This window comes from Staphylococcus sp. GDY8P131P (assembly GCF_017891975.1).
In the GTDB taxonomy this organism is placed as follows: domain Bacteria; phylum Bacillota; class Bacilli; order Staphylococcales; family Staphylococcaceae; genus Staphylococcus; species Staphylococcus nepalensis.
This window is the reverse complement of the sequence record NZ_JAESKF010000002.1, coordinates 155,101-178,928: the sequence shown is the minus strand read 5'-3', so window position 1 is coordinate 178,928 and position 23,828 is coordinate 155,101. Positions and strand designations below refer to the sequence as shown.

26 protein-coding genes, 1 pseudogene and 1 other annotated feature are annotated in these 23,828 nt (G+C 33.0%); of the genes and pseudogenes, 2 read left to right on the top strand and 25 right to left on the bottom strand.

The window, feature by feature from the left end; genetic code table 11:
* Positions 1-271 precede the first annotated feature (271 nt).
* The 20 genes from KA894_RS01340 to KA894_RS01245 all read right to left on the bottom strand — a co-directional run bounded on the left by KA894_RS01340 (position 272) and on the right by KA894_RS01245 (position 19,335).
* Complete coding sequence (locus KA894_RS01340) at positions 272-1,147, bottom strand: N-acetylmuramoyl-L-alanine amidase family protein (protein ID WP_096823791.1); 876 nt, start codon at positions 1,145-1,147, stop codon at positions 272-274.
* On the bottom strand, positions 1,144-1,596 hold the full coding sequence (gene dtd, locus KA894_RS01335; RefSeq protein ID WP_096809326.1) for a D-aminoacyl-tRNA deacylase: 453 nt from the start codon (positions 1,594-1,596) through the stop codon (positions 1,144-1,146). Before dtd ends, KA894_RS01340 begins: the two co-directional genes overlap by 4 nt.
* Before the next feature lie 13 nt (positions 1,597-1,609).
* Complete coding sequence (locus tag KA894_RS01330; protein WP_103373277.1) at positions 1,610-3,799, bottom strand: RelA/SpoT family protein; 2,190 nt, start codon at positions 3,797-3,799, stop codon at positions 1,610-1,612.
* A 313-nt stretch (positions 3,800-4,112) separates the two neighbouring features.
* The gene (locus KA894_RS01325) at positions 4,113-4,631 is read right to left on the bottom strand and encodes an adenine phosphoribosyltransferase (protein ID WP_103373278.1); all 519 of its coding nucleotides are present in this window, start codon (positions 4,629-4,631) and stop codon (positions 4,113-4,115) included.
* 15 nt (positions 4,632-4,646) lie between these two features.
* Positions 4,647-6,923: a single-stranded-DNA-specific exonuclease RecJ gene (gene recJ, locus KA894_RS01320; protein ID WP_119488040.1), complete on the bottom strand. Its 2,277-nt coding sequence runs from the start codon at positions 6,921-6,923 to the stop codon at positions 4,647-4,649.
* Positions 6,924-7,153: 230 nt separating this feature from the next.
* Positions 7,154-9,430: a protein translocase subunit SecDF gene (gene secDF / locus KA894_RS01315; protein WP_115342123.1), complete on the bottom strand. Its 2,277-nt coding sequence runs from the start codon at positions 9,428-9,430 to the stop codon at positions 7,154-7,156.
* A 318-nt stretch (positions 9,431-9,748) separates the two neighbouring features.
* Positions 9,749-10,009: a preprotein translocase subunit YajC gene (gene yajC / locus KA894_RS01310; protein ID WP_019468514.1), complete on the bottom strand. Its 261-nt coding sequence runs from the start codon at positions 10,007-10,009 to the stop codon at positions 9,749-9,751.
* Between the two features lie 18 nt (positions 10,010-10,027).
* Positions 10,028-11,167: a tRNA guanosine(34) transglycosylase Tgt gene (gene tgt / locus KA894_RS01305; RefSeq protein WP_096809316.1), complete on the bottom strand. Its 1,140-nt coding sequence runs from the start codon at positions 11,165-11,167 to the stop codon at positions 10,028-10,030.
* A 20-nt stretch (positions 11,168-11,187) separates the two neighbouring features.
* The gene (queA, locus tag KA894_RS01300; RefSeq protein WP_096809314.1) at positions 11,188-12,213 is read right to left on the bottom strand and encodes a tRNA preQ1(34) S-adenosylmethionine ribosyltransferase-isomerase QueA; all 1,026 of its coding nucleotides are present in this window, start codon (positions 12,211-12,213) and stop codon (positions 11,188-11,190) included.
* A gap of 2 nt (positions 12,214-12,215) precedes the next feature.
* Complete coding sequence (gene ruvB / locus KA894_RS01295; protein WP_096809312.1) at positions 12,216-13,217, bottom strand: Holliday junction branch migration DNA helicase RuvB; 1,002 nt, start codon at positions 13,215-13,217, stop codon at positions 12,216-12,218.
* 35 nt (positions 13,218-13,252) lie between these two features.
* Positions 13,253-13,855 (bottom strand): Holliday junction branch migration protein RuvA, encoded by a 603-nt coding sequence (ruvA, locus tag KA894_RS01290; RefSeq protein WP_096809310.1) that lies wholly within the window; start codon positions 13,853-13,855, stop codon positions 13,253-13,255.
* Positions 13,856-13,867: 12 nt separating this feature from the next.
* Positions 13,868-14,323: an ACT domain-containing protein gene (locus KA894_RS01285; RefSeq protein WP_103373182.1), complete on the bottom strand. Its 456-nt coding sequence runs from the start codon at positions 14,321-14,323 to the stop codon at positions 13,868-13,870.
* Positions 14,324-14,334: 11 nt separating this feature from the next.
* A complete protein-coding gene (gene obgE, locus KA894_RS01280; RefSeq protein ID WP_096809308.1) occupies positions 14,335-15,627 on the bottom strand; it encodes a GTPase ObgE in 1,293 nt (430 codons plus the stop codon).
* A 130-nt stretch (positions 15,628-15,757) separates the two neighbouring features.
* Complete coding sequence (gene rpmA / locus KA894_RS01275) at positions 15,758-16,042, bottom strand: 50S ribosomal protein L27 (RefSeq protein ID WP_042738496.1); 285 nt, start codon at positions 16,040-16,042, stop codon at positions 15,758-15,760.
* An 11-nt stretch (positions 16,043-16,053) separates the two neighbouring features.
* Positions 16,054-16,374 (bottom strand): ribosomal-processing cysteine protease Prp, encoded by a 321-nt coding sequence (locus tag KA894_RS01270; RefSeq protein WP_096809306.1) that lies wholly within the window; start codon positions 16,372-16,374, stop codon positions 16,054-16,056.
* A gap of 2 nt (positions 16,375-16,376) precedes the next feature.
* Complete coding sequence (gene rplU, locus KA894_RS01265; protein WP_019468505.1) at positions 16,377-16,685, bottom strand: 50S ribosomal protein L21; 309 nt, start codon at positions 16,683-16,685, stop codon at positions 16,377-16,379.
* Between the two features lie 12 nt (positions 16,686-16,697).
* Positions 16,698-16,771, bottom strand: a sequence feature (ribosomal protein L21 leader region).
* A 29-nt stretch (positions 16,772-16,800) separates the two neighbouring features.
* Positions 16,801-17,325, bottom strand: coding sequence for a rod shape-determining protein MreD (gene mreD / locus KA894_RS01260; protein WP_096809304.1), 525 nt, complete (start codon positions 17,323-17,325; stop codon positions 16,801-16,803).
* Positions 17,325-18,167 carry a rod shape-determining protein MreC gene (mreC, locus tag KA894_RS01255; protein ID WP_096809302.1) on the bottom strand — a complete coding sequence of 281 codons (843 nt, stop codon included), beginning with the start codon at positions 18,165-18,167 and terminating at the stop codon, positions 17,325-17,327. The genes mreD and mreC overlap by 1 nt, the downstream gene beginning before the upstream one ends.
* A 483-nt stretch (positions 18,168-18,650) precedes the next feature.
* Positions 18,651-18,809, bottom strand: a complete 159-nt coding sequence (locus tag KA894_RS01250; protein WP_170006960.1) for a hypothetical protein — start codon at positions 18,807-18,809, stop codon at positions 18,651-18,653.
* Between the two features lie 67 nt (positions 18,810-18,876).
* A complete protein-coding gene (locus KA894_RS01245) occupies positions 18,877-19,335 on the bottom strand; it encodes a DUF4930 family protein (protein WP_096809300.1) in 459 nt (152 codons plus the stop codon).
* Positions 19,336-19,482: 147 nt separating this feature from the next.
* Between KA894_RS01245 and KA894_RS01240 the strand changes: the two genes are divergently transcribed.
* Positions 19,483-19,662 (top strand): hypothetical protein, encoded by a 180-nt coding sequence (locus KA894_RS01240; protein WP_096809298.1) that lies wholly within the window; start codon positions 19,483-19,485, stop codon positions 19,660-19,662.
* 54 nt (positions 19,663-19,716) lie between these two features.
* On the opposite strand, the gene KA894_RS01235 is transcribed toward KA894_RS01240, so the two are convergent.
* The 3 genes and pseudogenes from KA894_RS01235 to KA894_RS01225 all read right to left on the bottom strand — a co-directional run bounded on the left by KA894_RS01235 (position 19,717) and on the right by KA894_RS01225 (position 21,146).
* Positions 19,717-19,992: a hypothetical protein gene (locus KA894_RS01235; protein WP_096809296.1), complete on the bottom strand. Its 276-nt coding sequence runs from the start codon at positions 19,990-19,992 to the stop codon at positions 19,717-19,719.
* Positions 19,993-20,111: 119 nt separating this feature from the next.
* Positions 20,112-20,252: pseudogene (locus KA894_RS01230) on the bottom strand (JAB domain-containing protein); the annotation flags it as partial.
* 231 nt (positions 20,253-20,483) lie between these two features.
* A complete protein-coding gene (locus tag KA894_RS01225) occupies positions 20,484-21,146 on the bottom strand; it encodes a class I SAM-dependent methyltransferase (protein ID WP_204195750.1) in 663 nt (220 codons plus the stop codon).
* A 509-nt stretch (positions 21,147-21,655) separates the two neighbouring features.
* On the opposite strand from KA894_RS01225, the gene erm(A) reads away from it, so the two are divergent.
* Positions 21,656-22,387, top strand: coding sequence for a 23S rRNA (adenine(2058)-N(6))-methyltransferase Erm(A) (gene erm(A), locus KA894_RS01215; RefSeq protein ID WP_204195749.1), 732 nt, complete (start codon positions 21,656-21,658; stop codon positions 22,385-22,387).
* Positions 22,388-22,512: 125 nt separating this feature from the next.
* Here the strand turns inward: erm(A) and KA894_RS01210 are convergent, their stop codons facing one another.
* Together KA894_RS01210 and KA894_RS01205 are read right to left on the bottom strand one after the other, a co-directional pair.
* A complete protein-coding gene (locus KA894_RS01210; RefSeq protein ID WP_000067268.1) occupies positions 22,513-23,295 on the bottom strand; it encodes an aminoglycoside nucleotidyltransferase ANT(9)-Ia in 783 nt (260 codons plus the stop codon).
* 153 nt (positions 23,296-23,448) lie between these two features.
* Positions 23,449-23,826, bottom strand: coding sequence for a DUF6262 family protein (locus KA894_RS01205; protein WP_000361060.1), 378 nt, complete (start codon positions 23,824-23,826; stop codon positions 23,449-23,451).
* Positions 23,827-23,828: the final 2 nt, after the last annotated feature.

The window sequence follows — 23,828 nt, the reverse complement described above, 5'->3', positions numbered from 1 at the left end:
AATCTCCGTGTTGCCACCCTAATTGGTTATATATATAGCTATCTATAACCCACTTTATACGAATAACGTTCGTCACACGGCTTTATCTTCATAAAACACCTCTTCTTGTGTTCTAATTTCTAAATTACTAAGCATAATTTTCCAGCCTCGAATTATGTCTCTACGCATTAGCAAATGCTGTCTCTTCATCTAGAATAGTCAAGAATGATATCGGTTTTAATATAGAATTCATATCTAATAATAACGAGTTATCGATTAATATGCAACCTTTTTATTCTGAAAAGTATGCACTTAAACCATCAACAACTGCTTGTTCTACAATATGACGATGCAATTGATTCGTTATCATATTTTCATCGGTGGGGTTACTGATATAGCCTAACTCTAATAAAACAGCTGGTACATCCGTCTGTCTCAATACTTGGAAATTTTCTTGTCTAGCACCTTTATTTGTTAATAAAGCTTTCTTTTGTATGTAAGCATTCAATGTTTCGGCTAGTACTTTTTGATTATCTTTAAACCAATATACTGTAGTGCCATTGGCTTTAGAAGATTTTAAAGAATCGTTGTGTATACTGATATAGGCATCGCCTTTAATATTACGGTCATCTAAGCTAACATAGGTATCTGAGCTTCTCGTCATATTTACGGTCGCACCTTCTTTTTCTAAAAGTGTTTTGAGTTCTTTCGCTGTTTTCAAAGTATACACTTTCTCAGTACTATGCTTTTTGGTATTACTTGATGCTCCCTGATCACTACCTCCGTGACCAGGGTCAAGTACAATTGTTTTATCTTTTAAAGGGTTAGCGTTAGGATCTGCATCTGCTTGAATATCAAGATTAGTGTGCCAACCCGCTACCCAACCTTTATCTTTATGATTACTTGATTCTACTTCAATCCATTTACCAGATTTCCCAATTTTATTAAAATTTTGTCCTTGATCAACTGATTTTATCGCAGGATACACTGCATTAGGGCCTGTTCTTAAATCAGTATCTTCTGTAACATAAATCGAACTAGATTCTTCGTCATTATGATTTAAAAAAGCAATAATCATAAAAATAAAAATGACAAACGCTACCATAACAATGAGTGTCGGCAAATTCTTCAAATTATGTTTTTCTAACCAAGTATTGACTGTTTTCATACGATTTTGCCATCCTGACTTTCATATATAATCGTCACTGGTCCATCGTTGGCAATATTAACAAGCATGTCTGTTCCAAATTCACCAGTTAATACATTAATACCGTATGCGCGTATCGCGTCATTCAGCTTTTCATAAAATTCATTTGCTTTATCGGGAGGCATTGAATTTGTAAAGCCTGGTCTATTTCCTTTTTTTACATCAGCATAAAGTGTAAATTGCGAGATAGAAAGGACTTCGCCTTGTACTTGCTGTAGGTTGAGATTAAGTTTGCCATCTTCATCTTCAAATAGACGTGCGTTCACGATTTTTTTCGCTAATACATCGATATCCGCTTCAGTTGATGATTTGCCTACGCCTACTAACAAGCAATAACCCTTGTTTATCTTATTTTCGATAGATCCATTTGAAACAGATGCTTGTTTCACTCTTTGAACAACTACTTTCATGTATGTTTCACCTCTAATTCCAAACTCTTGTTACTGTATAAACATCTCCAAGTTGTTTAATTTTATCTACAACTTGATAAACTTCATTTACATTTTTCACCATTACGCCGATATTAATGACTGCATTTTTGTCAATATCTGAACGTCCAGAAACTTTCACTAAATTGCTTTTTGTCGAATTAACTGCTTGTAATACTTCGTTTAGTAACCCATTTCTATCGTAAGCAGTAACTTCTAAATCAACCTGGTAACGTTGCGTTGCATCTTTCGAACGTACCCATTCGACACTAATCAATCTTTCTTTTTCGTTTTTGATATTGGGACAATCTGTGCGATGCACCTTAATACCGTGCCCTTTAGTGATATAACCAACAATATCATCGCCAGGTATTGGATTACAACATTTTGACAATTTAATTAATACGTTTTCGATGCCTTCAACATATACACCGCTATCTGTAGTAATATCATTTTTAATCGGAACTGACTTTTGAACTTCTTGAACAGAATTTAATGCTTTTTGTTTATCTTGTATACGCTGTTTTTCAGTTAACTTATTAACGATTTGTAGTGCTGTTACACCGCCAAACCCAACTGCTGCAAATAAATCGTCTTCATTAGAAAAATTATATTTATCTTTGACCACTTCAATATTATCATCAGTCAAAACAGCATCCATTCTATAACCTTGGTCTTTTATTTCTGCTTCAACCATAAATTTACCTTTTTCAATATTAGAAGAACGATCTTGTTTTTTAAAGAAACTACGAATTTTACTCTTAGCGCTCGAAGATTTAACAATTTTCAGCCAATCACGACTTGGCCCATAGGAATGTTTGCTCGTTCTAATCTCAACAATATCGCCTGTTTGCAAAACGTAATCAATTGGTTCAATTTTTCCATTTACTTTAGCACCAATCATCTTATTTCCTACTTCACTATGTACAGCATAAGCAAAATCAATTGGGACAGCGCCATATGGTAATTCAATTACATCACTTTCTGGAGTAAAAGCGTATACTTTATCACTTTGCAAATCAAATTTTAAAGTTTCCATAAACTCTTCTGCATCTGTTGTAGTACTATCTGTTTCTGCTAATTCTTTAATCCAATTTAATTTTTTATTGAAATTTTGTGTTTTTTCAGTAACTTTTTTGCCTTCTTTGTACGCCCAATGTGCTGCAACCCCGTGTTCTGCAATTTCATGCATTTCAAAAGTTCTAATCTGAATTTCTAGAGGATCACCATTAGGGCCAACAACAGTAGTATGTAAGGATTGATACATGTTTTGTTTCGGCATTGCAATATAATCTTTAAACCTTCCAGGCATTGGTTTCCATAACGTATGTACGAGTCCTAAAACGGCATAGCAATCATTAATCGAATTTACAATAATTCTAATGGCTAATAAATCAAATATTTGATCGAATTGTTTCTTTTGTTTAACCATTTTTCTATAAATACTATAAATATGTTTAGGTCGCCCGTTTATATCTCCGATTATTTGCATTTTTTCCATCTCATCATCTATCCGATTAATGGCATTTTGTATATAATCTTCTCTTTCACTGCGCTTTTTTTTCATGAGATTAACGATACGGAAATATTGCACGCTATCTATATATCTAAGCGCAGTATCTTCTAGCTCCCATTTGATTGTATTAATCCCTAATCTGTGAGCTAAAGGCGCGTAGATTTCTAGCGTTTCTTTAGATATTCTTATTTGTTTTTCCCGTGGCATCGCTTTTAATGTTCTCATATTATGTAAGCGATCTGCTAATTTAACAAGGATAACACGAACGTCTTTTGCAATAGCTATAAACAGTTTACGGTGATTTTCAGCTTGTTGTTCTTCCTTAGAGCGATATTTAACTTTTTTAAGCTTAGTAACGCCTTCTACGATTACCGCAATTTCTTCGTTAAACATCCCTTTTACATCATCAAACGTATAAGGCGTGTCCTCAATAACGTCATGTAAAAAGCCTGCTACGATGGTTGGGCCATCTAAATGCATTTCAGTTAATATGCCAGCAACTTGAATGGGATGCATAATATATGGTAAACCGTTTTTTCGAAATTGACCTTCATGTGCCTCATAAGCTAGATGGTAACTTTTCAATACATATTCATATTCTTCCTTTGATAAATATGATTTTGCTTTGGATAATACTTCGTCCACACTGTATGGATATTCATTGTTCACTTAAGACACCCCTATACTAAATATTAATCGCTATTACATACCCAGTATTATTTTTATATCGATTGTAACGTATTTTTACGCTATTAGGTCAAATTATGTATAATAGTTATATAATACTACATGTTATTAAATAAATAAATGAGTACAGATAACAATTAGAAAAATGTAGCTAAATTTCAATTTTTTAATGCAAATAAAATATATTTTAATATAATACTTTATTAAGATTATTTCAATGTATATAAAAAACCAAATGAATCCACATCCAATGCGCTCATTTGGCTTTTTAAACTTATTCATTTATATATGAGATTTATTCGTCGTAAGATATTAAACTCATGACATCGTAATCTTTAATTTTTTCAATACCTTTTAAATATTTCAATTCTATAATAAAAGCAATACCTACAACAATACCACCTAATTGTTCAACTAATTTAATTGCTGCCTCTATTGTGCCACCAGTTGCTAATAAATCGTCTGTTATTAAAACGCGTTGTCCCGGTTTAATTGCGTCTCTATGCATTGTTAGTACATTAGTACCATATTCTAAGTTATATTCATAACGAATCACTTCTCTTGGAAGTTTGCCTTCTTTTCTAACTGGCGCAAATCCAATCCCCATTGAATACGCTACAGGACAGCCAATGATAAAACCTCTCGCTTCTGGCCCAACCACAACATCTACATCTCTTTGTTTTGCATACTCCACAATTTGATCTGTAGCATAGCCATAAGCTTCACCATTGTCCATTATAGTAGTAATATCTTTGAAGTTAACACCTGGTTGCGGCCAGTCTGAAACCTCAGATACATATTGTTTTAAATCCATTCAAACTTCCTCCTATTATTCTACCAATTCAGCCTTAAACCATTGCTTCAAGCGATTAAAATCTTCATAAAGCAATAACTTTTCAACTTCTATCCTATCAAGACGATTTTGATAATATTTACTTGTTGCAATGTCACGTTTTGTCGAAACACTGTTTAGCATTATTATACCATTTTCATCTTTAATAAACTCTAAATCTAAGAAAACTTTTAAGATAAATTTAAGCATACTCGGTTGAATATTAAGAAACTGGCTTAATTGCATACCTTCCTTAGCTAAATTTGTTTCTTTCTTAGACGCTAGTGCTTTAAAACATTGTTTAAACGTCTCCATTTTTGGCATACCTTCAAAATATATAGAACGTTCATGATTTAGCACAAGATAAATTTGAGATACGTCAACTGTTTTTAAAGTAGTTTTTAATTCAGTGATTGATGTAGGTAAATCTCTAAATACATATTTATCATATTTATTAATAATGTCCTCACCATAATAGTAATAATTCTCACCTAATTTTTCACTTTTTTTATGAATTAAATAAGCAACGTCTTCAGCATCAGCATTTAACTCGCTCACTTTACGTTTACTTCTATAATCCAATATCTGCAAATTATTACTCGCTAAATCTGCAACCATAAATTGTGGAGATTGAAATCCATTCCATTCATTAATTTGTAAAGTACCTATTAAATTAATCGGCTGTTGTACACCTAGTTCTTTAACTAAATAGCCATTTTGCCAAAAAATAGCCTGTAATTGACTATCCCCTAATACAAGTTTTAAATGATTTTTGTCTTGACCAATACCTTTTGCTTGTTGAACAATAATATCTTGTAATTCAAAACAAGGGCTGGAAAAATCTGTTCCAAATGGACGGAGCCTATGAATATCTTTAATATTTTTTATTGTAATATCACTTTCTAATATTTTTACATCCACTTTTTTCCGCGGTTCTAAAGAAGTCGTTTCTGCTAATTGAGCCATCCAACCGTTTAAACCATGTTGTAGATCTTGTATATTTTCGATTGGCATCGTAACACCCGCTGCCATATGATGACCGCCAAATTTAGAAATTAACTCTGAATGTGCACTTAAAATTTCAAACATCGAAACTTGGTCAATACTACGAGCTGAGCCCTTCGCATGGTTTTGCGCTTGATCAATGTTTAAAATTAATGTAGGAAGACTGTATGTTTCTACAATTTTTGAAGCTACAATTCCGAGTACGCCTTCATGCCAGTCCGGTTGTGCTAACAATAAGAACTTAGAACCATCTTGCACCTGTTGCTCTGCCATTACTAATGCTTCTTCGGTAATTTGTGAGACGATATCTTTACGTTCTTGGTTAAAAAATTCAACTTGTTCAGCTAAAAATTCCGCTTCTTCTTCAGTTTCTGTCATTAATAACTCGACAGCTAGTGCAGCATCTTCTAAACGACCTACTGCGTTTAAACGCGGGCCGATAACAAAACCAACAGTTTCTTCATTGATTTCATCATTGCAACCTGCTTGTTTTAAAATCGCTTTTATTGATAATGGACAGTGTTGATTTAACGCGTCTAAACCGCGTTGAACAAGTGAACGATTTTCATTCGTTAATGATACTAAATCTGCAATCGTTCCAATAGCTACTAAACCAAGAAAATGGGTTGGTGGTTCAGTCAATAAACACTGTGCCAATTTATACGCCACGCCAGCACCGCACAAATATTTAAAAGGATAATCAAACCCAGGATGCATTGGATGTACAATTGCATATGCGTTAGGCATTGTACGACCAATCTCATGATGATCTGTAACAATTACATCTACACCTAATTCTTGAATCATTTGGATTTCATCATGGCCTTGAATGCCATTGTCTACTGTTATAATTAGTGAAATGCCTTCCTCATAAGCGTTTTTAAAGGCCATCTCGTTAGGTCCATAGCCTTCAGAAAAACGGTTTGGAATATACCAACCTACATGCGCTCCAAGTGCTTTAAGTGTAGAAACTAATATTGTTGTAGAAGTGACACCATCAGCATCGTAATCACCATATACTAAAATTTTTTGGTTTTGATCTATAGCTAGATTAATACGCTCCACAGCCTTATGCATATCACTCATTGTCCACGGATCGTGCGCAATTTGTGTACCGTTTAAAAGTTCACGAATTGCAGTTTCTTCTGTTATCCCTTTATTTTCCAGAATTTTTTTTACAATAGGAGTTAGCTTTAAATCTGTTGAAACATCTTCTGTAATTTCAACTTCAGGTAATTTAACGTCCCAATTATATTTTGATTTAATCATACTATTCTCCCTCATTTCCACAAGCAATTATACAAAAGAAATTCAAAAATAAAAAGTAGTAACCTTTAATTTAGATATAGATTTGAGCTTCTTATTAACTGTTAAGGTATATCTATGAAATCTTACCATAATTTTTTAAATACAATTATTTGATTTGACCTGTTTCATAAAAAGTAAAAGCGACTAGATTCCAAATTGGAATTTAGTCGCTTTAATTAAAACTCAAGTTATTATACTAAGATTTTTTCATCGTTTGATTTTTTCTCTTTATAAACTATAAGTTTATGATCATCTGATTTTTTAAGTTGACGTTTTTTCATAATGCCCCACAGTGGCACGGCAATAAATACAGATGAGAATACACCACTTATGAGACCAATTAACAATGCTAATGAGAAATTAAAGATACTTGGTGCACCAAATGCAAGTAATGCAACAACTACAATTATAACAGTCAATACTGTATTGATGGAGCGTGTCATTGTTTGTCGAATCGATCTATTAACGATATCGTCTATTTGTGAAGGTTTGGTGATTACTTTAATTTTATGCAAGTTCTCACGTACCCTATCAAACGTTACAATTGTGTCATTGATGGAATAACCAATAATTGTTAATACTGCAGCGATAAATGTAATATCGATTTCAAGTCTAAACAGACTGAACACAGCGATAATCATAAATGCATCGTGTAGTAACGCGAGCACTGATGATAATCCCATGCGCCATTCAAATCTAAAGGTAATATAAATGATAATACCAATCGCGGCATATAATAAGGCCATAATTGCATTTTTAGCTAATTCCTGACCAATTACAGGGGAAACAGTGTTAACCGTTGGGTCATTGCCAAATGAATCATCAATGGTATTTTTGATTTTTGAAACTTCGTCTTTTGATAAATCATTTTTAAATTGTACTGTAACGTTTTTACCGTTTTCACCTAATGATACTTGTGTTGGTTTAAAGTTTTCATCTTCCAATGTTTGGGTCACTTTTGCTTCAGAGACTTTATCGTTTGATTCGAAGTCAACTCTTGTACCACTTGTAAAATCTATACCTAAGTTTAATTTGAAAACAAATAATATAACTGCACCAATAATCAATATGATAATACTTAAAGATAGTAATGGCTTAGCTAACTTCATGAAATCCCAACGTTCATATGGTGTTTTGAGGTCATGAACTTCTTTGCCTTCATTTATATCTGCAATGTTTTTCTTACTAACTCCAAATAACCAAGTAGATTTTTTAAAGTAATTTGAAGAAACTAGAAGTGATAGCAACCATCTTGATAAGAATACAGCTGTAACAAATATCATTAAGATACCAAGTAATAACATTGTGGCAAAACCTTTAACTGAGCTTTCACCAAAGAAAAACAGTACAGCAGCTGCAATTACTGTTGTAAGTTGCGCATCTACTATAGTTAAGAAGGAACTCTTATTCGCTTTTTTATAAGCTTGTTTAAGGGTTCGCCCAATTTTAAGCTCATCTTTAATCCGCTCGTACATAATAATGTTAGCATCTACTGCCATACCAACACCTAGTACTAATGCGGCTAAACCTGGTAAAGTTAATACGCCTGATATGAAATTAAATGCTACCAATGTTAAATAAATATAAACAGTTAGCGCAATAACTGCAACTAAACCTGGTAAACGATAAAAGCCTAGCATAAATAAGTAAATAACAGCTATACCAATTGCTGCTGCAAGTATCGTTTTATCTAGCGCATCTTGACCAAACTGAGCGCCTACAGAGTTAGAGTAAATCTCATTTAAGTCTACAGGTAAAGAACCAGAATTTAATAAATCAGCTATTTGTTTAGCTTCTTCAATACCTTCTTCCCCTTTAAAACCACCAGAAATTTCTACACTATCTGAATTAATCGGCTTATCTACTGATGCAGCAGATACATATTTAGGGTCTTCTTTATTCATTTCTTTATGATAAGTGTCACCTTTTTCGTGATCTAACCATACAACCATGACATTTTCATCTTTTTTAGAAATTTCTTCAGTTACTTTTTTAAATTTATCACTATCTTTTAATTTAAATGTAACTGCGGGTTCATTTGTATTCTGTTTAAACTCTTGTTTTGCGGAACCTTGTTGAATATCTTTACCCGTTAATTTGACGTTATCATTTGCGTCACGAATTGTTAAATTAGCTTGCGAAGACAAAATTTCTCTGGCTTGAGATTGGTTTTTCACGCCTGCTAATTGTACCCGAATTCTGTTTTTGTCTTCCACTTGAATTTTAGGTTCTGAGACTCCTAAAACATTCACACGGTTTTCAAGTGTTTTTGCTGTGGCTTTTACCGCTTTATCATCAATTTTATCTCCTTCTTGTAAAGGATCAACTTGGTATAAGACTTCAAAGCCACCTTGTAAGTCTAAACCGAGGCTGACATTCTTAACTACATTTTTATATGTAAGTCCTATTCCGCCTAACAATAGAACTACAAGTAATATAAATGCAACTATTCTACTACTTTTCTTCACTTGAACACCTCATTGTAAGCTTATGTTATCAATTCAAATTCAATCGCGTTTCTCTACGTTTAATAAATTGATTAAACTTTTCTAAATAACCTTTCATATTTTAACATATTACATTTAGTGTAAAAACAAACTTAACCTATTTGTAATTACTTTTTAAATGTAAGTGCTTCATATGTAATGTTTATTTAGTTTCGTTATTTATGCGATTTTGTCTATCTTTTATTATAACACCAACTATGACTTCAAAGTCCAATAACTTTAGGTTTTTATTAAACAAAAAACGAACTGATAGTAAATATCAGTTCGTAATTATCAATTTTATGATGGATCAACTTGTTTAATTGCTGGTTTTTCTAAAGTAATTTCAGTGCCATTACCATTTAAAGTTAATACAACAGTTGTTTCATCGACGCTACGGACAGTGCCTTTGATGCCACCAATAGTTGTTACATGTTGACCAGATGAAATTTGACTTATCATTTCACGATGCTCTTTTGCCTTTTTCTGTTGTGGTCTAATTAAGAAGAACCACATTAATACTAATAATAAAATCGGTAATATCAATGAAGTAAATTGCATAAAGTTATTTCTCCCTTTTTAAAAGTTTTTTGGGTTTTCTACATTAAGTCCATACTGTTCAAAAAATTCTTCTTTAAAATCAAGTAAACGATCATCGCGAATAGCTTGTCGAATGTTTTCCATTAATTTCAGCAAGAAATGTAAATTATGATAAGTAGTAAGACGGATACCAAAAGTTTCTTCTGCTTTTATTAAATGTCTTATGTAAGCTCTACTATAATTTTTACAAGTATAGCAGTCACAATTTTCATCAAGCGGGCCTAAATCTTCTGCGTATTTAGCATTTTTAATAGTCACACGGCCATGTGAAGTCATACATGTACCATTACGTGCAATACGTGTTGGTAAAACACAGTCAAACATATCCATACCTCTAATGCTGCATTCTATTAATGCATCTGGCGATCCCACACCCATTAAATAACGTGGCTTATCTTTAGGCATAAATTGTTGTGTATGTGATACCATATCGTACATTACAGGTTTTGGTTCCCCTACTGATAAACCTCCAATGGCATATCCAGGAAAATCCAATGCTACTAATTCTTCGGCACTTTGTTGTCTTAAATCTTTATATTCTCCGCCTTGAATAATACCAAATAATGCTTGATCTTCAGGTCTTTGATGTGCTTGTAAACATCTAGCGGCCCATCTACTTGTTCTTTCGATTGAATCTTTCACGTACTTATATTCAGCTGGCATAGGCGGGCATTCATCAAATGCCATCATAATATCTGAACCTAAATCATTTTGAATCTGCATTGATTTTTCAGGACTCAAAAATAGTTTAGAACCATTTGTATGATGACGGAATTCAACACCTTCTTCAGTAATTTTTCGTAAATTACTTAAACTGAATACTTGAAAACCACCTGAATCTGTCAGTATTGGACCATTCCAGTTCATGAACTGATGTAATCCCCCACTCTTTTTGATAATATCATTTCCTGGTTGTAACCACAAATGATATGTGTTTCCTAATATAATTTTCGCTTCCATCTGATGTAGTTCTTCTGGACTCATCGTTTTAACTGTAGCTTTTGTACCTACGGGCATAAACATGGGTGTTTCAAATGACCCATGTGGCGTATGTACAATGCCTAATCTAGCTCCAGATTGTTTACATGTTTTAATATGTTCATATGTTACCGCAGGCATACAAATGCTCCTTTCATTCCCTAAATAATTAACATTGCATCGCCAAAACTAAAGAATCTATACTCAGATTTCACGGCTTGATGATACGCATTTAAAATATAATCTTTTGTACTAAATGCAGAAACTAACATGACTAACGTTGATTTCGGTAAATGGAAATTTGTGATTAATCCATCTATCGCTTTAAATTCAAAGCCAGGAAAAATAAAAATATCAGTCCAACCACTATCTGCTACAAATTCATTATGAGATGCTCTTATTGTTTCTAAAGTTCTAGTAGATGTCGTACCTACTGAAATGACACGATGACCTTTCGCTTTTGTCTCATTTAACAAATCAGCTGTTTCTTGATCCATCTGATAATATTCGCTATGCATTTCATGATCATCTATATTTTCAACACTTACAGGTCTAAATGTACCTAATCCTACATGCAACGTAATAAAAGTTATATTCACGCCTTTAGCTTTGATCTGTTCAAGTAATTCATCTGTAAAATGGAGTCCAGCCGTTGGAGCAGCAGCTGATCCTGAGGCTTTAGCATATACTGTCTGATAACGATCTGGGTCATCTAACCGCTCTTTTATATATGGTGGTAATGGCATTTCACCTAGTTCATCTAATCGCTCTTGTAATATACCATCATAATCAAGGCGCATAATGCGTCCGCCTTGATTTAATTCTTCCACACATTCAGCTATTATTTTACCATCACCGAATGATAATTTATCCCCTGTTTTTATTCTTTTCGCTGGTTTCAATAATACTTCCCAATCATCGTCTTCAAGTTGTGTAAGCATCAACATTTCTACTTTCGCACCAGTTTCTTCTTTTAAGCCAAATAAGCGCGCTGGCATGACTCTCGTATCATTGAGTACTAATGTATCTCCAGCTTGTAAATAGTCAATTACATTTTTAAAGTATTTATGTTCAATATCTCCCGTTTTTCTTCCAAGGACAAGCAATCTACTCTCATCTCTATTTTTTAAAGGGGTTTGTGCAATTAATGATTCTGGTAAATGGTAATCAAAAGATTCAATATCCAAAACTATTCCTTCTTTCTATCCTTACTAAAGTGTTCATAGGCATAAGCTGTTGCTTTACGCCCTCTAGGTGTACGTTCGATAAATCCTTTTTGTATTAAAAACGGTTCATAAACATCTTCTATTGTAACGCGTTCTTCACCAATAGAAACAGCAATTGTATCTAAACCAACAGGTCCACCATTATATTGTTCTAATATACAATTCATCATTTTATGATCGATATAATCTAACCCTTCATCATCTACTTGTAGCAATGCTAGTGATTGTTTCGTCGTACCGATACTAATCAATTCATCTTCTTTAACTTGTTGGAAATCCCTTACACGCTTTAATAATCGATTAGCAACTCTTGGGGTACCTCTACTTCTCTTAGCTAATTCTATTGCACTTTCATCATCAATAGATGTGCCTAATACCTCTGCTGTACGAATGATAATTTCTTTTAATTCAGGTTCTTTATAATATTCCAATCTGAGATGAACGCCGAATCTATCACGTAAAGGTGCTGTTAAACTACCCGCTCTAGTCGTGGCACCAATCAATGTAAAAGGCGGTAAATCTATACGTATACTTCGTGCTTCTTCCCCTTTGCCAATAACAATATCTAAGAAAAAATCTTCCATAGCTGGGTATAACACTTCTTCAACTACGCTACTTAATCTATGGATTTCGTCGATGAACAATACGTCTCCGGGTTGCAAACTAGAAAGAATAGCTGCTAAGTCACCTGGGCGTTCAATAGAGGGACCAGAAATTGTTCTAATATTAACTTCCATTTCATTGGCAATAATATTAGATAAAGTCGTTTTTCCTAATCCAGGGGGGCCAAACAATAGAACGTGGTCTAACGGTTCTTGCCTAATTTTAGCTGCTTTTATAAAAACTTCTAAATTTGATTTAATCGTTGATTGTCCTATATATTGACGCAATCTTTCTGGCCTTAAAGATAATTCAAATGATGATTCCTCTTCGTGCATAGATTGATCTACCATTCTATCATCCATTGATCATTCCCCCTTCACTAAAATTCAACAAAAAACTAAGATATAAGTAACTGCAAACCTCGCTTAACAGCATCATCTACAGATTCAAAAGTTTCTTTGTTTAATGTTTTTTCTACTTTATTAAGTTCTCTCTTAGAATATCCTAATGCCTCTAAAGCAAGTAATGCTTCTTTTACGCTTTCAGAATTTTGATGTCCGTTTTGATTCGCATTTAATAATTGACCGCTATCTTCTTCAGTCACTTGAACTTTACCCTTAAGATCCAAAACAATTTGGCGAGCAGTTTTTTTACCTATCCCGGGGAATTTTGTTAAATAAGCATCATTTTCGTTTTCAATCGCTATTTTAACTTCGTTTGGTGAACTACTAGCTAAAATTGCTAAAGCTGATTTCGGTCCAATGCCAGTAACTTTAATCAAACTGAGAAACATGTCTTTTTCTTCTTGGTTATAAAAACCATAAAGTAGTTGTGCATCTTCTCTTACAATCAACGATGTATGAATTAATATATCTTGGTCTTTATATTTTTGAAAACGATATGAATTGGGTGTTTGAATTTCATAACCTACACCAGCAGCTTCAAGCACTACGTGTGTAGGATTTAAAACAGTTAATGTTCCTTTAATATATGCGTACACAGTCACACTTCCTTATATAGTCATACTAATTAATTCAACATTAGAAATATGCTCAATCATTTTTAATGATTCCATCACTTCATCAATTTCTAAATCTGTATCTTTACCGTCTAACGATAGCGTAATAGTTGCTCTACCATCCATTGGTATACTTTGATGAATCGTTAACACTGACAAATTTAATTTAGAAAGTGTATTTAAGACTTCAGCTAACATGCCTATAATATCATTGACATACAATATCAAAGTAAACTCTCTTGTTTCTTCTAGTTTTTCATCTATAGGAAAGATAGTATCTCGATATTTATAAAATGCACTTCTAGATAAATCAAATTGTTTAACTGCTTCAAATATGGACAATGATGGATTGTTTTTCAAAACTTCTTTTATTTGTAAAGTTTTGACTACTGATTCTGGTAATACATCTTCACGGATTAAATAAAACCTTTTATTTTCTTTTTTGTCCATATTAAGCACTCCTATTCTACAAATTCGAATTCTCCGCCAAGTATTCTTACAATGTCTCCATTTTTACATCCACGTGCACGCAAGGCGTCATCGATGCCCATCGAACGCATTTGACGAGCAAAACGTCTTACAGCTGGATCGCTATTAAAGTCTGTCATTTTGAACATTCTTTCAATTGCTTTACCTCTTACGACATAAGCGGCATCATCATCTCTCGTAATTGTAAACGCGTCTTGACTAGGCGTATGTTTATAAACTACTCTATTTACGCCTAGATCTTCTTCCTCTTTATTGAAATCAATATCTTTCACTTCTTCTAATGTCTCAGCAATAGCGTATAATAATTCATCTATATGGTCATGCATAACTGTTGATAACGGCACAATACGGATATGTTCGTCATTGAGTTTTTCTTTAAAAATAGCTAGATTTTCCTCTGCTTCAGGTATATCCATTTTATTAGCTACAACAATTTGTGGTCTGTCTTCCAATCTATGCTCATACGCTTTTAATTCTTCATTAATTACTCGATAATCTTCATAAGGGTCACGACCTTCAGAACCACTCATATCAATCATATGCACAATAACTTTAGTTCTTTCCACATGTCTTAAAAATTGATGTCCTAATCCAATGCCTTCAGAAGCCCCTTCAATAAGCCCAGGCAAATCTGCCATCACAAAACTTCTATTATCTTTCGTAGATACCACGCCTAAATTAGGCTTGATCGTCGTAAAGTGATAAGCGCCGATTTTGGGTTTTGCTTTTGAAACTGTAGACAATAACGTAGATTTACCTACACTTGGGAAACCAACTAATCCGACATCCGCCAGTAATTTTAATTCTAAAGTAACCTCGATTTCTTCTCCTGGCTCGCCATTCTCGCTGAAATCAGGCGCTGGGTTTCTCGGAGAAGCGAAACGTGAATTACCACGGCCTCCTCTGCCGCCTCTAGCTACTGTTGCGCGTTGCCCGTTTTCTACTAAATCAGCTAACACTTCTTCAGTATCAACACTTTTAATAATCGTGCCTGGTGGTACTTTTAAAACTAAGTGTTCAGCATTTTTACCGTGCATATTACTACTCTGGCCACCTTCGCCTCTTTTAGCTTTGAAATGTGTTTGGTATCTAAAATCTAATAGTGTTCTTAGACCTTCATCCACCTCAAAAACAATTGAAGCACCGTCACCGCCGTCGCCACCAGCCGGACCACCAAATGGCACATATTTTTCTCTTCTATAGGCAGTTATACCATTACCGCCATCACCTGCTTTAAGTGATATTTTAACTTGATCGACAAACATGATTTCACCTCTTTTTTATAAAACTTAATTTACATATCTTTTATATTATAGCATTTTCTAGATAACTAGAAAATAAAGACAAAAAATAAACACCAGAAGTCATCACTTCTGGTGTTAACATTAACAAAAATTACTCAGCTGCTGCATAAACAGAAACTTGTTTTTTGTCTCGACCTTTACGTTCAAATTTAACAACGCCGTCGATTTTAGCGAATAATGTATCGTCGCCACCGCGACCAACATTTTCACCAGGATAAATTTTAGTACCACGTTGACGGAATAAAATAGAACCGCCAGTAACGTATTGACCATCAGCACGTTTAGCACCTAAACGTTTAGACTCAGAGTCACGTCCGTTTTTTGTAGAACTTACCCCTTTTTTAGATGCGAAGAACTGTAAGTTTAATTTTAACATTTGGTTGCACCTCACTTATAATTTAATCTAATATTTTCATTGTATTCTTCCTCAATGGTTTGCAAGGAAACTAACATTGCTTGAAGAATTAATTGCGCTTGTTCATTATTCGTATCGACACTTCTGACATGAAAGTGTCCGCCGTCTTCACTGTAATCAATATCAGGTTTCTCAGAGGTTAATCCTATTATAGCATTAACACTGCCAAAAATAACTGCAGATGCTCCGGCACATACGATATCATAACCATACTCGCCATGTTCGGCATGGCCGTCCATGATAACATCCGTTACTTGACCCGAATCGTTCAATGTAATATCTACATTAATCATAATTACGCGTTGATTTTGTCGATTGTTAATTTAGTGTAAGGTTGACGGTGACCTTTTTTACGTTTAGAGTCTTTACGACGTCTGTAAGTGAAAACAGTGATTTTTTTACCGCGACCTTGTTTATTTACTGTTGCAGTAACTGTTGCACCTTCAACTGTTGGCGCGCCAACTTTAACTGAATCTCCACCTACAAATAGTACTTTATCAAAAGTGAAAGAATCACCTTCATTTACGTCTAATTTTTCGACGAAAATTTCTTGTCCTTCTTCAACTTTTACTTGTTTTCCACCTGTTTCAATAATAGCAAACATACTTTGCACCTCCTATAATTTAAGTCACGCCAAATCCAGGTGACACCAATGTACTTAAACCTGAATCCGAGCGGTTGTATGTAGCTAGAAACTACTCAACTACTGCATTTTAGCATTACGACCTTTTACTGTCAATCTTCAATTGCAGTTTTTCAAGAAATTTTGCAATTAGTGGGTATAAAATAATTAACAAAATAAAGTTTAGTATAAGTGTAGGTACTAATCTAAAAACAATAAACTCAAATAGGTTAAAATGGACTAAGCCTAATACGCTATATATAATTGCTGCATACATTTCTAATACGATCGTACTCAATAGAATAATAGCAAACAGCATTGAATGATCTCTATAAAACACTTTAAAGAAGAAATCCATAATCACAACTAATAATATGTAACCAAATAAATACAGCCCGTAAAAACTACCAAAATATAAATCAGTCATAAGTCCGAACACGACCGACAATATAACGGCCACACCAGCGCTTCTGTAAACACTCATGATCAAAATGTACATGATGGTTAAGTGCGGCACGAATATAATTTCTTTCCCAGAGATTTGCATAGGTATAACAAGTGCGATTGCAGTATCTACATAAAAGAGGATAATACCAATTATAAAGTAGTAAAAAGCTCTCATTAATTCTCACCACTTTCGGTATCAGGTACTGTATTAGGGTTTCTTTTTGCTACATAAACATGACTTAAATCAGCTAAATCAGTACCAGTCTTCACTCTAACCTCTTTAGATAATCCATATTCATCATTTTCTACCTTAGATACTTCGCCTATGTATAAACCTGTTGGAAGTTGATCAGCTAAACCGCTTGTAACAACTTTGTCTCCTTTTTTAACACTGTCTTTATTATTTATATCTGAAATAACGAGTTCTTCCGTTTTTGAGTCATAATGATCAATAAGGCCGAACACATTTTTATCATCATGTTGGATATTAACTGACAAACGGTTAGCTCTAGTGTTAGTTGATATTAAATCCACTTGAGAAGAGAATTGGTTCACTTTAGATATACGACCAACTAAACCGTCTGAAGTCATTACTGCCATGTTGTTTTTAATCCCATCTTTTTTACCTTGATTAATAACTAAGGTGTTCATCCATTGATCGGGGTTTCTAGATAAAACTGTACTAGAAATCGGTTCGAATTTAGATATATCTTCTATATCTAATTCTTTTTTATACTTTTTATTTTCTGACTTTAATCTTTCATTTTCTGCTTCTAACTGTTTAATTTTGTTTGATTGATTTTTTGAATCACCATTCGAAAAAATATTGTTTATTGACCCAGTAATAAAATGAACAGGATAACTTACGGCTTTTTGACCAAAAGCCACTGTATCCCCTACGTACTGTTCAACATACGATTGTGATTGCGATCGCAATGATACACCAATTAAGGCGATAAACACGATGATTGCACATAATATGACAATCAATTTGTTGTTTCTAAAAAACTTTGACAACCTAAACACCTCTATTAACCAACTATTTTATCTTCTTCTTATCATTTTATATTACTACATAAATGAAATAAAGCGCGAACGTTAAGAATATAAAACAAAATTTACTTGTGAATCAAAAAGACACAAGCCCTATTTATTTTGTATTCAAACATAATGATATCTAGTATTATAGCAATAATTGCGGTGAATAGTGTATTATTTAGTATTAATTTAGACACTAAAATTAATTATTGATGAGAGTAATATGCAAAATAGTAAACATAGCTTAAACTCTAATTATATTTTGGACCAGTTTTATTCTTTTATAAAAAATAAGAGTGAGCAAAAACCAATCGTTGCTGAATTGATTTCATATACTCACTCTTATGTATATCTATGGCCTCAACCACATTGTTACTACATAATACAGAAACTAGTTTATTACTATTGATCGATCTACGTATCATACTAGCCACTTTCCTGCGTCTTTTTTAACAAATATTTTTATTGTTTTTCTTCATCTGATGATGTTTGAGAGTCACTTGATTTATTAGATTCCTTTTCATCATCTTTATATAATGTTTCTTCTTTTCGCCAACGAGCAAATAAATTTTGCGCTTTTGCTTGTTCATCCGCTTTTTTTTCATTAGATTTTTCACTCATATTAAACACCAACCTTTTCATATTACTTTCTTAAGGCTAACTTATTTCTTGTTAGAATTCAAACGCACTACTCATAATAAGAAGTAGGCTTGAGCTCTATATTTTCACCTAATTGATTAAGGTCTTGATTCATTTCTATTTCAGTTTTATATACTCTCATAGAGTCAGATCCAAACTTATAAATTATAAATTCATCTCCACGCTGTCCAGCTAAATAAGCATCGTTGTATCCCATTCTCTGAATACCAGAGACCGACATAAATTCACGTTTATCAATCCAATCAAACATGTTTTTAGTTTGGCTTAGCGGAACGTTGTTTAATATATCGTTATCTTCAACTGAATATCTTTGTCCACCAGTAAGATGTCCTTCATTAGCATTTTTTTGTAGGGATGATTCATCTTCATGCACTGGATTCCAATCTTGATCTTTTAAAAAAGGAGCATATTTGAGCGCGAAAAATACAATTACTATAATTGCTATAATTGCTATAATATTTTTGATAATGCTAAATATAAAACGCATGAACCATCCTCCTATTTTATTCATCAAAATTATAGTATTTTAAATTATAATTATCATCAGACTATAGGTGTATTTATATCTTAACTATAGACTGATGCATGTATTATGCATTAATATTAAAATATATTTAAAGGGAGTGAATAGACAATGAGTATTTTATCTATAATCCTGCTTGCACTCTTAGTTATCTTATTATTTAGAGTAGGCTTATCACTTTTAAGATTTTTAATATATATTGGTATAATTGTATTATGTATTTACCTTGGATACCAAGGGATTCTTTGGTTAATGGAAAACTATAATCAATTTTTCAATTTTATAAATTAAAATTTTAGCGCTTATAGACTTTTTGTCCATTAAGCGCTTTTTATGTATGCAAAACTAACGTCTATTTGTAAGGACTTGATAACAATAATAACATCCACATAATAATAATGCCCATACTACCCCAACAATGATACCACTTAGTAAAACAATAAAATAGGAAGTATTATAGTCTTTTACCATATTGAGTATCAATGTAGAAATTGTAACGCCAATCGTTGAAACGATAACTGTAACATATACATGCTTCATTCTAATAATTTGTTTCATTTTAATAATTTGCATTAAATATATAATAGGTAATAATAATGCTACTAACAGAATGCTTTCCAATATTTAACCTCCCGCATCGAAGAACATCAAATGCACTATAATAATTAAATATATCACGGCTATCTTTACAAATATAGTGATGAAAATATTATTTTAAAAACTACAAAATATTTTGAAATTTAATCAAAGTAACCCGCTTCCACCATACTCAGATATTCATGATCGCCTATAATTAAATGATCTAATAAGTCTATACCTAAAAGTGCGCCACATTCTCTTAACCGTGCAGTCGTTTTGATATCTTCTTTCGAAGGCGTTAAGCTTTATCAAGAGTAAATTACAAAAGAATCATTTAAATCAATACTTTCACTTTGAATACATGTATTTGAAGTGAAAGGTACTTATTTCAAAAATAGTAAAACCTGTATCTTAAATTACTTAATAGTAACATAAGATACAGGCTGATTTTTTATTCATTGTTATTTATACTAAAGCACCCGATAGCTCTGAAAACAATCACAAATTCAACTTTTCAAAGCCACATCTTTAAGTTATTTTGTCCAGACAAACCCCATTGCCCAACCCATTTTATGGAATTGGCATCCAGGCAACAACTTTCCATATAAATCGTAATAATTTTGTTCAGATAGGTACTTATCTGAAGCTAAATGCTCAAGCCATGATTTAGATGTGTTGTGATTATAAATTCTAATCGCATTTTTTATTCCAAATTTGAAACAATGCGGTAAAAACTCTTGGATTGCCCCTATTTTATAAACATAGGTAGGCGGTGTCTCGACTTCAGATACATTATCAAGAATAACTATTCTTCCTTCCTCATTCAACAGTTCCTTCATTTGCTGTATTACGCTGGCTATATCATCCAAATGATGAAAGGTTGTTCGGCTTACAATAAAATCAAACTTCTCATTAAAATTAAGTTGTTCTGCATTCATATTCAGATAGACCGTATTTGTTAGTTGACGTTTAGATTTGGCAAGATCGAGCATTTGATTAGAAATATCAATCCCTACCACTTCATCATAATAACTTGCTAATTTCTCCACTAACAAACCCGAGCCACATCCGATATCTAATGCTCTGCCTTTCTTTGGAGACATATTAGACACAAAGAATGAATAATCATTCAAAAGCTCATTCACGAAATCGTAATCTTCTGCAACCTTATCAAACTGTGATTCTATTGTATTCAAAAAGATCCCCCATTCCTACTTTATCGACATTCTTTCATTACTTACCACTTTAGATGTTTTTTCGTTGGGGATAAAACTTCCCTTTAGACAATTTTATCCAAAGACAATACAACAGTGCAACTTTATTAAAGTCACTGTCCTTTATCGCAGCCTTTACTTTTTAGTAAAGACAGTGGCTTCTCTTATCAAGTTTCAAAACATATTATTTTGAAGAAAACGTCCATCTGAAGTGTCAAGTGCAAAATTACATATAAAGGTTTATTCTAAAATGAAAAGATGATACAATCATATTCAGTTACATAAGGAGGTTTCAATTATGTGCACCAGTATCGCAGTAGTAGAAATTACTGTATCTCATTCATAATGAAAAAAATGGAAAGGAGATAAAAGTATGGGTACTTTTTCTATATTTGTTATTAATAAAATTTCGTAATCAACCAAATCAAAATTAATTGGTTATAATGAACGCTTAATGTCAGTTCATTATAACCAGTAAGGAGAAGGTTATAATGAACCAGAAAAACCCTAAAGACACGCAAAATTTTATTACTTCTAAAAAGCATGTAAAAGAAATATTGAATCACACGAATATCAGTAAACAAGACAACGTAATAGAAATCGGATCAGGAAAAGGACATTTTACCAAAGAGCTAGTCAAAATGAGTCGATCAGTTACTGCTATAGAAATTGATGAAGGCTTATGTCAAGTGACTAAAGAAGCGGTAAACCCCTCTGAGAATATAAAAGTGATTCAAACGGATATTCTAAAATTTTCCTTCCCAAAACATATAAACTATAAGATATATGGTAATATTCCTTATAACATCAGTACGGATATTGTCAAAAGAATTACCTTTGAAAGTCAGGCTAAATATAGCTATCTTATCGTTGAGAAGGGATTTGCGAAAAGATTGCAAAATCTGCAACGAGCTTTGGGTTTACTATTAATGGTGGAGATGGATATAAAAATGCTCAAAAAAGTACCACCACTATATTTTCATCCTAAGCCAAGTGTAGACTCTGTATTGATTGTTCTTGAACGACATCAACCATTGATTTCAAAGAAGGACTACAAAAAGTATCGATCTTTTGTTTATAAATGGGTAAACCGTGAATATCGTGTTCTTTTCACTAAAAACCAATTCCGACAGGCTTTGAAGCATGCAAATGTCACTAATATTAATAAACTATCGAAGGAACAATTTCTTTCTATTTTCAATAGTTACAAATTGTTTCACTAAATTAAAGTAATAAAGCGTTCTCTAATTTCACAAGAGGACGCTTTATTCTTCCCAAAAATTGTTCAATATTTATCAATAAATCAGTTGTTTTAAAAGTAAGCACCTGTTATTGCAATAAAATTAGCCTAATTGAGAGAAGTTTCTATAGAATTTTTCATATACTTAACGAGTGCTTTCACCTTTGAATATAGTCCTTCCCACTTATCATCACACTCTCCCCGATAGCCTTTTCTAGCTATATCCAGTAAAGTTACATGCTCTTTAGGTAAAAGAGGTATAGCCCATTCTGCAGCGACATCTTTCGAGGTAATTTCACCAGTAGTCACTGTTTGCCACATTCGAGCTAGGGTTAAAATTACATTACGCTCATCACCTTTTATCCCCTCAATTAGTTCTGGCAAAGAATCCTTAATTGCTCTTCGAATATCTGTCAAAGGTACGGAGACAAGTATACTTGAAGAATCAGGACCAAATAGAGAAATACTATTCTTTCTTGCTTGTGCTAAAACAATAGCCAAATCAGGATCATAGCTTGGTTCCTGAATTTGTCCATTCTCAAATTCACCCCTGAGCCACTCACCGTATATAAATTCTCTTTTTGGAGGATATTGCCAAGGGACAACTTCACTCCTATTTATAACCGTAACTTCAAGTGGTCTAACAGAATCCGTATTTCCAATCTTTCCTGATATAGTCATTAGTCTTTCTGTTAGTTTTTTTCGAGTTAATTGAGGTAAACTATGATTCACGACGACTAGAACATCTACATCGCTGTTAATGCGTAAACCACCATTTACTGCTGAACCAAATAGATATACTCCAACTATTGAACTTCCAAATAAATCTTTTACGATTTTTAATGTTTGAATCGCTTGATTTGGTATTTTTCCGTTAATCAAATTGCTCATGATTTCACCTCGTAACTGATTATGTTCATATAAAGTTTATATTGATACTCAATTTACTTACCCTAGATTGGACATATACCTAAATGACTGTTCAATAAAGCTGAACATTAGCGTTTAAGTACATCCTTTCACAATTTGTCTACAGATTAATAATTATTCTTTATTATACAGATCTCCATATAATTTTTGAATTTGGTTCTGTAATTTTTTATTTTCTTTTTCTAATTCCATTACTCTTCTTTTTAAGGTTTTAATAAGGATTTCCTCCGAACGAGAACTTTTCTTGGGTTTTGAGACTACATTTGATGTTATTTGACGCTCACGAAGGGATTCGATTCTTTGCCTAATATCGTGTTCCTTATAAAGCCATGATTTAGAAACATTAGCTTCCTTTGCTATTGAATTAAAATTAATAACTTTACCTTCAATCGAAAATTTAGAAATCGCTTTGTCTACTTTTTCCCTTGTCTTTTTTGATTTCTGCTTCGCCAAACGTACAATTTCTGTTGTATTTCTAACTTGTTTATCCATTG